12 protein-coding genes and 1 pseudogene are annotated in these 12,651 nt (G+C 54.4%); 8 read left to right on the top strand and 5 right to left on the bottom strand.

Annotated elements, in window-relative coordinates; translation table 11 throughout:
* The first annotated feature begins 44 nt into the window (after positions 1-44).
* The 4 genes from RT340_RS06990 (at position 45) to ruvB (ending at position 3,188) form a co-directional block, all read left to right on the top strand.
* Positions 45-788, top strand: a complete 744-nt coding sequence (locus RT340_RS06990) for a YebC/PmpR family DNA-binding transcriptional regulator (RefSeq protein WP_034828649.1) — start codon at positions 45-47, stop codon at positions 786-788.
* Positions 789-825: 37 nt separating this feature from the next.
* On the top strand, positions 826-1,353 hold the full coding sequence (gene ruvC, locus RT340_RS06985; RefSeq protein WP_038646509.1) for a crossover junction endodeoxyribonuclease RuvC: 528 nt from the start codon (positions 826-828) through the stop codon (positions 1,351-1,353).
* 207 nt (positions 1,354-1,560) lie between these two features.
* A complete protein-coding gene (ruvA, locus tag RT340_RS06980; RefSeq protein WP_034828652.1) occupies positions 1,561-2,175 on the top strand; it encodes a Holliday junction branch migration protein RuvA in 615 nt (204 codons plus the stop codon).
* Positions 2,176-2,183: 8 nt separating this feature from the next.
* On the top strand, positions 2,184-3,188 hold the full coding sequence (ruvB, locus tag RT340_RS06975) for a Holliday junction branch migration DNA helicase RuvB (RefSeq protein WP_097116855.1): 1,005 nt from the start codon (positions 2,184-2,186) through the stop codon (positions 3,186-3,188).
* Positions 3,189-3,258: 70 nt separating this feature from the next.
* Here ruvB and znuB read toward each other — a convergent pair whose 3' ends face one another.
* Positions 3,259-4,044 carry a zinc ABC transporter permease subunit ZnuB gene (gene znuB, locus RT340_RS06970; protein WP_034828656.1) on the bottom strand — a complete coding sequence of 262 codons (786 nt, stop codon included), beginning with the start codon at positions 4,042-4,044 and terminating at the stop codon, positions 3,259-3,261.
* Positions 4,041-4,796, bottom strand: coding sequence for a zinc ABC transporter ATP-binding protein ZnuC (gene znuC / locus RT340_RS06965; protein WP_097117250.1), 756 nt, complete (start codon positions 4,794-4,796; stop codon positions 4,041-4,043). Before znuC ends, znuB begins: the two co-directional genes overlap by 4 nt.
* A gap of 77 nt (positions 4,797-4,873) precedes the next feature.
* Here znuC and znuA point away from each other — a divergent pair, with 77 nt between their 5' ends.
* The 3 genes from znuA to lpxM all read left to right on the top strand — a co-directional run bounded on the left by znuA (position 4,874) and on the right by lpxM (position 8,293).
* Positions 4,874-5,845: a zinc ABC transporter substrate-binding protein ZnuA gene (gene znuA / locus RT340_RS06960; RefSeq protein ID WP_058960184.1), complete on the top strand. Its 972-nt coding sequence runs from the start codon at positions 4,874-4,876 to the stop codon at positions 5,843-5,845.
* Positions 5,846-5,859: 14 nt separating this feature from the next.
* Positions 5,860-7,188, top strand: coding sequence for a murein DD-endopeptidase MepM (mepM, locus tag RT340_RS06955; protein ID WP_313374988.1), 1,329 nt, complete (start codon positions 5,860-5,862; stop codon positions 7,186-7,188).
* 127 nt (positions 7,189-7,315) lie between these two features.
* Positions 7,316-8,293 (top strand): lauroyl-Kdo(2)-lipid IV(A) myristoyltransferase, encoded by a 978-nt coding sequence (gene lpxM / locus RT340_RS06950; RefSeq protein ID WP_038646521.1) that lies wholly within the window; start codon positions 7,316-7,318, stop codon positions 8,291-8,293.
* A 25-nt stretch (positions 8,294-8,318) separates the two neighbouring features.
* On the opposite strand, the gene RT340_RS06945 is transcribed toward lpxM, so the two are convergent.
* From RT340_RS06945 to RT340_RS06935, 3 genes are all read right to left on the bottom strand, one after another.
* Positions 8,319-9,554: an MFS transporter gene (locus RT340_RS06945; protein WP_313374984.1), complete on the bottom strand. Its 1,236-nt coding sequence runs from the start codon at positions 9,552-9,554 to the stop codon at positions 8,319-8,321.
* A gap of 92 nt (positions 9,555-9,646) precedes the next feature.
* Positions 9,647-11,089, bottom strand: coding sequence for a pyruvate kinase (gene pyk, locus RT340_RS06940; RefSeq protein WP_211728415.1), 1,443 nt, complete (start codon positions 11,087-11,089; stop codon positions 9,647-9,649).
* A 117-nt stretch (positions 11,090-11,206) separates the two neighbouring features.
* A complete protein-coding gene (locus RT340_RS06935) occupies positions 11,207-12,052 on the bottom strand; it encodes a MurR/RpiR family transcriptional regulator (RefSeq protein ID WP_313375021.1) in 846 nt (281 codons plus the stop codon).
* Positions 12,053-12,425: 373 nt separating this feature from the next.
* On the opposite strand from RT340_RS06935, the pseudogene RT340_RS06930 reads away from it, so the two are divergent.
* Positions 12,426-12,651 (top strand): annotated as a pseudogene (locus RT340_RS06930) (glucose-6-phosphate dehydrogenase); the annotation flags it as partial.

The raw sequence follows: 12,651 nt of genomic DNA, 5'->3' as shown, positions 1-12,651 counted from the left end.
GTAAGATAGCTCGTGCGAAATAAAAGATCGGAGAAATACTCAAGATGGCTGGACATAGTAAGTGGGCAAATACCAAGCACCGCAAGGCGGCGCAGGACGCTAAGCGCGGCAAAATCTTCACCAAGATCATCCGTGAGCTGGTGACCGCAGCGAAACTGGGCGGCGGCGATGCCGGCTCCAACCCGCGTCTGCGCGCAGCAATGGACAAAGCCCTGTCCAACAACATGACCCGTGACACCATGAACCGTGCGATTGCACGCGGCGTGGGCGGCGAAGATGATTCCAACATGGAAACCATCATCTATGAAGGTTACGGTCCAGGCGGCTCAGCGGTGATGATCGAGTGTCTGAGTGACAACCGTAACCGTACCGTGGGCGAAGTGCGTCACGCCTTCACCAAAACCGGTGGCAACCTCGGCACCGACGGTTCCGTTTCTTACCTGTTCAGCAAAAAGGGTGTGATCTCCTTTGCGCCAGGCCAGGATGAAGATGCGGTCATGGAAGCGGCGCTGGAAGCCGGTGCGGAAGACGTGGTGAGTTACGACGACGGTGCGATTGATGTGTTCACCGCGTGGGAAGAGCTGGGTGCGGTGCGTGACGCGCTGGAAGCCGGTGGCCTGAAGGCGGATACCGCTGAAGTCTCAATGATCCCTTCCACCAAAGCGGAAATGGATGCGGAAACCGCTCCGAAACTGCTGCGTCTGATCGACATGCTGGAAGATTGCGACGATGTGCAGGAAGTTTATCATAATGGTGAAATTTCTGATGAGGTCGCGGAAACGCTGTAATGGCGTTTTCCATTAACCTAACAGCCGGAGGCGCGTAGTGGCGATCATTCTCGGGATTGACCCCGGCTCGCGCGTCACCGGTTACGGTGTGATTCGTCAGGTTGGCCGCCAGCTCAGCTATCTGGGCAGCGGCTGCATCCGCACCAACGTCACCGATCTACCCTCTCGCCTCAAATTGATTTACGCCGGGGTGACAGAAATCATCACCCAATTCTCGCCAGACTATTTTGCTATCGAGCAGGTATTTATGGCGAAGAATGCGGACTCAGCGCTTAAGCTGGGCCAGGCGCGTGGCGCAGCGATTGTCGCGGCAGTGAATCTCGATTTGCCGGTGTTCGAATATGCCGCACGTCAGGTCAAACAAACGGTAACCGGCACCGGTGGGGCAGAAAAAAGTCAGGTTCAGCACATGGTGCGCACCTTGCTGAAACTGCCCGCTAACCCACAAGCTGATGCCGCTGATGCGCTGGCGATTGCCATTACCCATTGTCACCTGAGCCAAAACACCACGCGATTGAGTGACGCTAAGCTGGTGATGACGCGTGGGCGATTGCGGTCCGGCTGACGAAAACCCAAACATTGAAGGCTGGATATTGATCCAGCCTTTTTTATGATATAAATACCCGTCATATTTCCACTGGCTGATGCGCGAGCTACCCTTGTTCACCTGAATCACTGACCTCAGTGCGTTCATCGTCATGCGCTCGCTTGCCGCTTTAACGTCAGCGGAAATCAATCAGGTATTTTTAGGATTACATAAGGAACTGCTCAGGTGATTGGTCGCTTACGAGGCAATATTCTGGAAAAACAGCCGCCGCTGGTGTTAATTGAGGCGCACGGTGTGGGTTATGAAGTGCACATGCCAATGACCTGCTTCTACGAGCTGCCGGAGATCAATCAGGAAGCGATTATCTTCACCCAGTTTGTGGTGCGTGAAGATGCGCAGCTGCTGTTCGGCTTCAATAACAAACAAGAGCGTGCGCTGTTTCGTGAACTGGTGAAAGTCAATGGCGTGGGGCCAAAACTGGCACTGGCAATCCTTTCTGGCATGTCAGCACAACAGTTTGTGACCGCCGTTGAGCGTGAAGAGATCGCGTCATTGATCAAGTTGCCTGGCGTCGGCAAGAAAACCGCCGAGCGTCTGGTGGTGGAGATGAAAGACCGCTTTAAAGGCATGCACGGCGATCTGTTTGGCAGTGACTCGACCTTCACATTGACCACGCCGTCTGAAGCGCCAGCCGCGAATGATGCTGAGGCCGAAGCGGTTGCTGCACTGGTGGCGCTGGGTTATAAACCGCAAGAAGCCAGCCGCATGATCAGTAAAGTCGGCAAACCTGATGCGGATTGCGAAACCCTGATCCGTGAAGCTCTGCGCGCAGCTATTTGAGGTAATGCATGATTGAAGCCGATCGCCTGGTCTCGGGCGTCTCTATAAATGAAGAAGAGAGCCTCGACCGTGCCATTCGTCCTAAGCTCCTGGCGGAATACGTGGGGCAACCGCAGGTGCGCGAGCAGATGGAGATTTTCATCAAAGCAGCGCAACTGCGTGGCGATGCGCTGGACCATCTGCTGATTTTCGGCCCGCCGGGATTAGGTAAAACCACGCTGGCTAACATTGTGGCGAATGAGATGGGCGTGAATTTACGTACCACTTCTGGTCCGGTGCTGGAGAAGGCAGGCGATCTGGCTGCGATGCTGACCAACCTCGAACCTCATGACGTGCTGTTTATCGATGAGATTCACCGCTTATCACCGGTGGTGGAAGAGGTGCTCTATCCGGCGATGGAAGACTATCAGCTGGATATTATGATTGGCGAAGGCCCAGCGGCGCGCTCAATCAAACTTGATTTGCCCCCCTTTACCCTGATTGGCGCCACCACGCGCGCGGGCTCGCTGACCTCGCCGCTGCGCGATCGCTTTGGTATTGTGCAACGCCTTGAATTTTACAACGTACCGGATCTGCAACACATCGTCAGCCGCAGTGCAGCGTGCTTAGGATTGGCATTGAGTGAAGAGGGCGCGTTAGAAGTGGCGCGCCGTGCCCGTGGTACACCTCGTATCGCCAACCGTTTATTGCGTCGCGTACGCGATTACGCCGAAGTTCGCGCCAACGGTGTGATGAGTGGAGAAGTCTCTGCCAGCGCACTCGATATGCTCAACGTCGATAATCAGGGTTTTGATTATATGGACCGCAAGCTGTTGCTGGCGATCATCGACAAGTTCTCGGGTGGTCCGGTGGGATTGGATAACCTGGCGGCGGCGATTGGTGAAGAACGGGAAACCATTGAAGATGTGATTGAACCCTTCCTGATTCAACAAGGATTCATTCAGCGCACGCCGCGCGGCCGTCTGGCCACGCAGCATGCCTACAAGCATTTCGGCATCAGCCGCGACGAGTAATGCTGGCGTTCGTCCGGCTGCGCGATTTCACGATCGGGCATTCGCTAAGGGGCCATTAATGGCCCCTTTATTACGCCGCCGGCTTTTTCGCCATACTAAAGATGAACAGCACAGCGGCGCACAGCACCACGGAAGGGCCGGCGGGTGTATCGTAAGTGGCGGAGAACGTCAGTCCGCCGGTGACCGCCAGAATACCGATAATCACCGCAAAACCGGCCATCTGTTCCGGTGAACGGGAGAAACGACGTGCGGTGGCAGCGGGAATAATCAACAGTGAGGTGATAATCAGTGCACCGACAAACTTCATTGCCACACCAATGGTTAAGGCGGTGACCAGCATCAGCATCAGGCGCGTGCGTTGAATGTTGACGCCATCCACTTGAGCTAACTCCGGGCTGATGGTCATCGACAGCAGTGAACGCCACTGCCATGCCATCACCGCCAGTACAATGGCCACGCCAGCGCCCATCATCCACAAATCATCCGGTGTCACCGCCAGCAGATCGCCAAACAGATACGCCATTAAATCGACACGTACACCCTGCATCAGGCTGACTACCACCAAACCCAGCGACAGCGCGCTGTGCGCCATAATACCGAGTAACGTATCAATGGCCAGATGCGGACGACGCTCCAGCCACACTAAGCCCAGAGCCAGAAATACAGTCACCAGAATCACTGCATAATAGGGATTCACATTGAGCAGCAGACCAAAGGCCACGCCGAGCAGCGAAGCGTGCGCGAGGGTATCGCCGAAATAAGACATGCGGCGCCAGACCACAAACGAGCCAAGCGGACCCGCCGCCAGCGCCAGCAGCACGCCACCGAGCCAGCCGGGTAATAACAGTTCAATCATGACGGACCATTTCCTTTGCGCAGCACAATGCGTCCCTGTAAATCGTGACGGTGATTATGATGATGGCGGTAAATAGCCAATTGCTGCGCGCCGCGTGGGCCGAACATGGCGATAAATTCTGGATGCTGCGACACCGCTTCTGGCGTGCCGGAACAGCAGATGTGGTGGTTGAGGCACAGTACCTCGTCAGTTTTTGCCATCACCAGATGCAGATCGTGCGAAACCATTAGCACGCCACAGTTGAGCTCCTGACGAAGCTGATCGATCAAATCGTAGAGCGCCACTTGCCCATTTACGTCAACGCCTTGCGTAGGTTCATCTAACACCAGTAACTGGGGTTGATTGAGCAGGGCACGCGCCAGTAGTACGCGCTGGGTTTCACCACCTGAGAGTTTTTGCAGAGGCGCATTCAGCAGATGTCCGGCCTGCACGCGTTTCAAAGCCGGGAGAATAGCATCTCGCTTGCTGCCACGCGTCAGACGCATAAAACGTTCAACGGTGATCGGCAACGTCGGGTCAATGTGCAACTTCTGAGGCACGTAGCCAATGCGTAAACCGGGGGTGCGTTTGACGCTACCCCCTGTAGGCGTAAGAAGGCCGAGCACCGTCCGGACCAGCGTCGATTTGCCCGCGCCGTTCGGCCCAAGCAGCGTAAGTATTTTCCCTGGCTCCAGTGTCAGGCTAATACCTGCTAGCACAGGGCGCTGGGAAAACTTGACGGAGATGTTTTCAAGTGTAACAAGTGACGACATATTATTTACGGGTTGCATTGAATTTCGAATGTTATAATATCACATTCCATCAACAGGTCACGATGGAATGACGCATTATGTTACACATTAAGCAGCGCTTCGCTTTCACTCTTCCTGCTGCGGCTCTCGCCGCCGCCTGCGCGATGCCCGCGCACTCAGCCGTAGTGGCTTCAATCAAACCGATCGGATTTATCGCAGCGGCCATTGCAGATGGCGTGACGCCAGTGGAAGTGCTGTTGCCCGATGGCGCTTCAGAGCACGATTATGCTTTACGTCCTTCTGATGTAAAACGTATTAAAAACGCGGACTTAGTGGTATGGGTTGGACCAGAAATGGAGGCGTTTCTGACCAAGTCAGCGGCAGAGTTACCTGAGGCTAAAAATCTCGAAATAGCGGCGATGCCAGGGGTGAAACCGCTACTGATTCGTGGTGGTGAAGACGAGGACGAACATGAGCACGGTCACGATCATGAGCATGACTCAGATAAGTCTGATGACCAGGAGCCGTCTCATACACACCACCACCATGGTGAGTTTAATATGCACCTGTGGATGTCACCTGAGATTGCGCGACAATCTGCGGTTGCAATCCACGGAAAATTATTGGAACTTATGCCGCAAAGCAGAGCCAAACTTGACGCGAACCTGCAGCAGTTTGAAGCAGAATTAGCAGATGCGGATAAGCATATTGGCGCGCAGCTTGCCCCCGTTAAGAGTAAGGGTTATTTCGTTTTTCACGATGCTTACAGCTACTTTGAAAAACACTACGGTTTGTCCCCTGCTGGACATTTCACCGTCAACCCTGAGATCCAACCGGGCGCCCAGCGTTTACATCAAATACGAACACAGTTGGTTGAGCAAAAAGCCGTATGCGTTTTTGCTGAACCACAATTCAGGCCGGCCGTCATCGATGCCGTGTCTCGCGGAACCAACGTGCGCAAAGGCACACTTGACCCGCTGGGCATGGGAATCAGCTTAACCAAAGATAGCTATGTGAAATTCCTCTCACAGTTGTCGAGCCAGTATGCGAGCTGCCTGAATGGAGCATAGAGGAATAAGTAAAAGTGCAGCAGATAGCCCGCTCTGTCGCCCTCGCATTTAATAATTTGCCGCGTCCCCACCGCGTTATGCTGGGATCATTAACCGTTATCACGTTGGCCGTCGCTGTCTGGCGGCCTTACGTTTATCATCCCCATGATGTTGCCCCCATCGTGAAAGACATCACGCTGGACAAAAACGAACTGCGCACGCTGTTACCCGAAGCCAGTGAGCCGATTGATCAGACCACGGTTGAACCGGAAGAAGAGATTCCGGCCGATGACATCGATAAAGATGTGCAGGACAACCCGAATCAACACGATTACACCGTTTCCTCTGGCGATACCCTGAGCAGCGCACTGAATCAGTACGGTATTGATCTCAGTGATATCAATGCGTTAGTCAATAGCGATAAAGATTTCCGTAACCTGCGCGTCGGTCAGCAACTCAGTTGGACGTTGGATGCGGATGGTCAACTGCAAAACTTTACCTGGGAAGTGGATCGCCGTGAAACCCGCACTTACGAGCGCCAGCCGAATGGCAGCTTTAAGATGCAGCAGGAGATGCAAAAGGGCGAGTGGCAAAATAGTGTGCTGAAAGGTGAAGTGCGTGGCAGCTTTGGTGCCAGCGCCCAGCGTGCAGGCTTGACCAGTGCTGAAACCAGCAATGTTATCAAAGCCATGCAGTGGCAGATGGATTTCCGCAAACTGCGCGCCGGTGACGATTTCAGCGTGCTGATGTCACGCGAGATGCTGGATGGCAAAAGTGCGCAGAGCCAGCTGCTCGGCGTGCGTCTGCGTACCGGTGGCAAAGATTACTACGCGTTCCGCGCGGAAGATGGCAAATTCTACGATCGTAACGGCTCAGGCCTTGCCCGTGGTTTTATGCGCTTCCCGACGGTGAAACAGTATCGCGTTTCCTCCAACTTTAATCCGCGCCGTCTTAACCCGGTAACGGGCCGCATAGCACCACATAAGGGTGTCGATTTCGCGCTGCCGATCGGTACACCGGTATTGGCCGTGGGTGATGGTGAAGTGGTGATGGTCAAAAATGGCGGGGCGGCGGGTAACTACGTGGCCATTCGTCACGGTCGTCAGTATATGACCCGTTATATGCACCTGAGTAAGGCGCTGGTGAAACCAGGACAGAAAGTGAAGCGCGGTGACCGTATTGCGCTCTCAGGCAACACCGGGCGCTCTACGGGGCCACATCTGCATTACGAAGTGTGGATCAACAATCAGGCCGTCAACCCACTCACGGCGAAACTGCCGCGTATGGAAGGGCTGACTGGTAAAGATCGCAGCAACTATCTGGCGGACGTGAAGAGTTATCTGCCACGGCTGGCACTGAAATAACCCATTTCTGTAGCCAATAGTGAAAAAACCGACGAATTATTCGTCGGTTTTTTGCTATCTGACGCATGATGATTGCAAAATTAACCACCGTCACTATCATTGTCCCGTCATTGTCAGAGGCGAGTGCATGGAAACCCGAAAGAAAAATAACAGTGAATTTATTCCCGTTTTTCAACGTTCTTTTTTAAAACCGAAATACTGGGGCAATTGGCTGGCGATTGGTGCGCTGGCGGGCATGGCAATGCTGCCTGCCAAAGTGCGCGACCCGATTTTGGGTGGATTGGGGCGGTTTGCCGGTAAGCTGGCAAAAAGTGCGCGTCGTCGTGCGTTGATCAATCTCTATTATTGCCTGCCGGAGTTAAGCGAAGCACAGCGCGAAGAGATTGCTGATCGTATGTTTGCCACCGCGCCACAGGCGATGGTGATGATGGCTGAGTTGGGGATGCGCGATCCGGCTCGTGTGCGCCAACGCGTTGACTGGCACGGCCGTGAAATTATCGAAGCCCTGCAGGCCAACAAAGAGAACGTGATTTTTCTGGTGCCGCATGGTTGGGCCGTGGATATCCCGGCGATGCTGCTGGCGTCAGAGGGCCAGATGATGGCGGCCATGTTCCATAATCAGAGCGATCCGCTGCTGGATTATGTGTGGAACACCGTACGGCGTCGCTTTGGTGGCCGCATGCATGCACGTAATGACGGCATTAAGCCATTTATCGCCTCGGTGCGTCAGGGCTATTACGGTTACTATCTGCCGGACCAGGATCACGGCCCGGAGCACAGTGAATTTGTGGATTTCTTTGCCACCTACAAAGCAACACTGCCAGCGGTCGGCCGATTGATGAAAGTGTGTCGAGCGCGCGTGGTGCCACTGTTTCCGGTGTACAACAGCGAGACCCATCGTCTGGAAATCTATGTGCGTCCGCCGATGGACGATTTGCTGGATGCCGACGATAACACCCTGGCGCGGCGAATGAATGAGGAAGTTGAGATATTTGTGCGGCCGCATCCAGAGCAATACACCTGGATTTTAAAGCTGCTGAAAACGCGTAAAGAAGGGGATATTGAACCTTATGCGCGTAAGGAGCTTTATCCTCGCAAGAAATAACGAAGGGGCCGATTGGCCCCTTTGATTATTCTACCGCTTCGACGTGGCTGCGCCGGATACGTTCACGCAGGAACAGTGTGACCAGGCCAAACCACAGCACACCCGCCGCAAAGTTGATGCCGCTGAACCATGGCGTGCCACCACTGAAGTAGCCTGCTTTCGCCAGTTCAATCCCGATGGCCAATGTCAGAATACTGATCATTCCCAGCATGGCTGCCACGCTGCCTTTACCTTCGCTGCTGGAATACAGCGTCAGACGATAAAGACCGGCGTTGACCATGCCCGCACCAAAGGCATACAGACTTAATCCTGCGGTCAGCAGCAGGTAGGTATGGCTGTCGAGCAGGTTAGCCAGCAACGAGATGCTTAAACCCAGCAGAATCGGCCACGCCGCGAATTTGACCGGCTGCTCGATGGGAACGCGACCCGCCAGTTTACCCAGCGTCAGGTTGCCAGCAATCATGGCAAGGAACACTGGCAGTTGCAGCAACGCATACTTCATGCGCGATAAGCCCTCGTCATGCATCAGAATCACGGGCGACAGGGCAACCCAGGTCAGAATCGGAATAAACACCAGGCCAATAGCGAAAGACCCATACATCACCTGACGATCGCGTGCCAGACGGCCATAGGCGCGTGCCAGATTCGGCAGGGCAATGGAGTGGCTACGATCGCCAGCGGTTTCCGGCATGATGCGCCACAGCACCACAAAAGCCACCACGCTACAAATCGCAAACAGCCAGAACATGCTGCGCCATTCACCCACGGTCAACCAGGCGGCACCCGCCAGCGGACCGGCCAGCGGGGCTAAGAGGGCCACGTTGGCCATTAGCGCCATCATGCGCACCGCTAAAGCCTCATCAAACGCTTCCTGCACGGCGGCATAACTGACTGCACCGATAAAGCACAGGCTGATGCCCTGAATAAAGCGCAGGGTGACAAACTGTTCGATGTTCGTGACCCAGGTGGTCAGAATGCAGGCCGCAGCAAAGAACAGAATGCCGAACAGCAGGACTGGACGGCGACCATATTTGTCCGAGAGCGGGCCGAGCAGCCACTGCAGCACCACGCCACCCATCAGATAAGCAGTAAGAGAAGTCGACACCCATTCCGGGCCGACGTTGAATTCAGAAGTGACCAGCAGCATGCCGGGCTGAATCATGTCATGGGCGATGTAAGTCGCGAACTCAAACAACACCAGCGCGAGCGGGAACAGCAGCACCCGTCCAGTGAGTTGGGTAATCGGTTGATAGCGGGCCATCTGGCCTCCTTGTCAGAAAAAATAAAAACGCGACTGCCAGGCAGTCGCGTTTATCCATGTTGTTACAGCCGCTGTGAGTGGTGCGTGAGCGTTTAGTCTACGCGCAGAACACGGCTGGTGTTGGTGGTGCCGGTGGTTGCCATCACGTCGCCCTGGGTGACAATCACCAGGTCGCCCGAGACGAGGAAACCTTTGTCGCGCAGCAGGTTCACTGCATCATGCGCGGCGGCTACACCATCATTGTTGCTGTCGAAGTAAACCGGTGTCACGCCGCGATACAGCGCAGTCAGGTTCAATGTACGTTCGTGACGTGACATAGCGAAGATCGGCAGGCCAGAAGTGATACGTGACGTCATCAGCGCAGTACGGCCCGATTCGGTCATGGTGATGATGGCAGAAACCCCCTGCAGGTGGTTGGCTGCATACATCGCGGACATCGCAATCGCTTCTTCCACGTTGTCGAACTGCACTTCAAGACGGTGCTTAGACACGTTGACGCTTGGGATTTTTTCCGCACCGAGACACACTTTCGCCATCGCAGACACGGTCTCCGCTGGATACTGACCGGCAGCGGTTTCTGCTGACAGCATTACGGCATCGGTACCATCCAGCACGGCGTTCGCCACGTCCATCACTTCAGCACGGGTTGGCATCGGGTTGGTGATCATCGACTCCATCATCTGCGTGGCGGTGATGATGGTACGGTTCAGCTGACGCGCACGACGAATCAACGCCTTCTGGATCCCTACCAGTTCTGGATCGCCAATTTCAACGCCGAGGTCGCCACGCGCGACCATCACCACGTCAGAGGCGAGAATGATATCATCCATCGCTTCCTGAGACGCAACGGCTTCTGCACGTTCGACTTTGGCCACCAGTTTGGCTTCACAACCTGCATCGCGCGCCAGTCGGCGAGCGTAGTTCATGTCTTCACCATTTCGCGGGAATGACACGGCCAGGTAATCCACGCCGATTTTCGCGGCGGTAATGATATCGACTTTATCTTTCTCCGTCAGCGCTTCGGCAGACAAACCGCCGCCGAGTTTATTGATGCCTTTATTGTTGGAGAGCGGGCCGCCGACGGTGACTTCGGTGAAGACTTTCACACCCTGAACTTCCAGCACCTTCAACTGTACACGACCATCATCCAGCAGCAGGATGTCGCCCGGCACCACGTCTTCTGGCAGGCCTTTGTAGTCGATACCGACTTTCTCTTTATCACCTTCGCCTTTGCCCATATCCGCATCCAGCAGGAAGCGATCGCCAACATTGAGGAAGACTTTGCCTTCTTTGAAGGTGGAAACACGAATTTTTGGACCTTGCAGGTCGCCCAGAATCGCCACGTGACGGCCAAGCTTAGCGGCAATCTCACGCACCTTGTTGGCGCGCATCTGGTGGTCTTCCGGGGTACCGTGGGAGAAATTGAGTCGCACCACGTTCGCGCCCGCCGCGATGATTTTTTCGAGGTTATTGTCGCGATCGGTGGCTGGGCCGAGGGTAGTTACGATCTTGGTTCTTCTGAGACGTCTTGACATGAAGGACTCCGTTGACAAAGGTTCGTGTCACTCTCAAGGGGACACGGTGTAATCGCATATTCTATATGATCGATGGGCTGTGATTCGACTCACATTGTGAATGTGATGTTAATTATTTTACTGCAACCGCTTTTCCAGGCGCGAATCTTTGAGCGCTTCTTTCACCCGTTTCAGGTTTTCGCGGAAAGCCGCGCCACGCTCAAGGGTAAAACCTGTCGCCAAAACATCAACCACGGTTAATTGCGCAAGGCGGGAAACCATCGGCAGGTAGATATCCGTATCTTCAGGTACATCGAGCGTCAGTGCGAGGGTTGCTTCTGCCGCAAGGGGTGAACCCGGAGAGGTGATAGCCAGTACTGTGGAAGCGTTTACACGCGCCAGGCGAGCCAGTTCTATCATATTTTTGGTTCGACCAGTACGTGATATGAGAACAAAAACGTCATTTGGTCCACTATTTATGCAACTCATGCGCTGGATCACAATATCCTCTGACCAGATGACCGGCAGATTAAAGCGCAGGAATTTATTGGTCGCGTCGTGCGCCACAACCGCAGAGGCGCCGAGACCAAAAAAGGCGATTTTTTGGGCCTGAGTCAGGGCTAGAACCGCTTGATCAATGACCTGAAGATCCAGTTGTTGGTGCACATGACTTAAGCCGGCGAGGGCGGAATCAAAAATCTTGTGGCTGTAACTTTCAACGCTGTCATTTTCTTCCACATCGCGGCTGACCCAGTTCGGGGTCTTCGCCAGACTTTGCGCCAGGCGTAACTTGAAGTCGGGGAAGCCGCGCGTGCCCATACGATGGCAGAAGCGATTCACTGTCGGTTCGCTAACGTCGGCGGCGCGGGCGAGGGTGGCGATGCTGGAGTGCATTGCCTGCTGCGGAGCGGCCAGAATCTGTTCTGCCACTTTCCGTTCTGATTTGCTCAGCGCGTTAAGTTGCGCCTGAATATGTTCCAGCATGTCGTTAACCCGATGCGCCTCAATCACTTTCGTCGCGTTCATCACCTGATAAAACGCTGCCAATTCACAACAATATACCGTGTAATACACCCTCGCACGCAGCAGCGGACAAATGTAAGCGCGTTTTTTTTGTCATACTTTGATCGTTGCCGGGTTTTATCCCGACAAACATCGAAACAGAAAAAGCGTGAAAAGCGCACACCACAACACACCTTTGTTCGCCATCATGTTCAAAGTAATGGCTAATGCCACACCGCGTCTGGGTTGTTCCGATGCGGGGAAAAAAGTACATTGTGCTGTAAGAAAATTACAATAAGGACCTGGGATGATGAGGACGCTCAAACCGGGTATATCCTGCAACGAGGAGAGGAAAATGGCGGTAACACAAACAGCCCAGGCATGCGATCTGGTTATTTTCGGTGCCAAAGGCGATCTTGCTCGCCGGAAACTGTTGCCTTCACTGTATCAGCTGGAGAAAGCCGGTCAGATTCACGACACCACACGCATCATCGGCGTGGGGCGCGCGGAGTGGGACAAAGACGCGTACACCAAAGTGGTGCGTGAAGCGCTGGAAACCTTCATGAAGGAGAAAATCGACG

The sequence above is a fragment of the Pantoea sp. CTOTU50773 genome (assembly GCF_032082325.1).
GTDB classification, from domain to species: domain Bacteria; phylum Pseudomonadota; class Gammaproteobacteria; order Enterobacterales; family Enterobacteriaceae; genus Pantoea; species Pantoea communis.
This window is presented reverse-complemented; position numbering and strand designations above follow the sequence as displayed.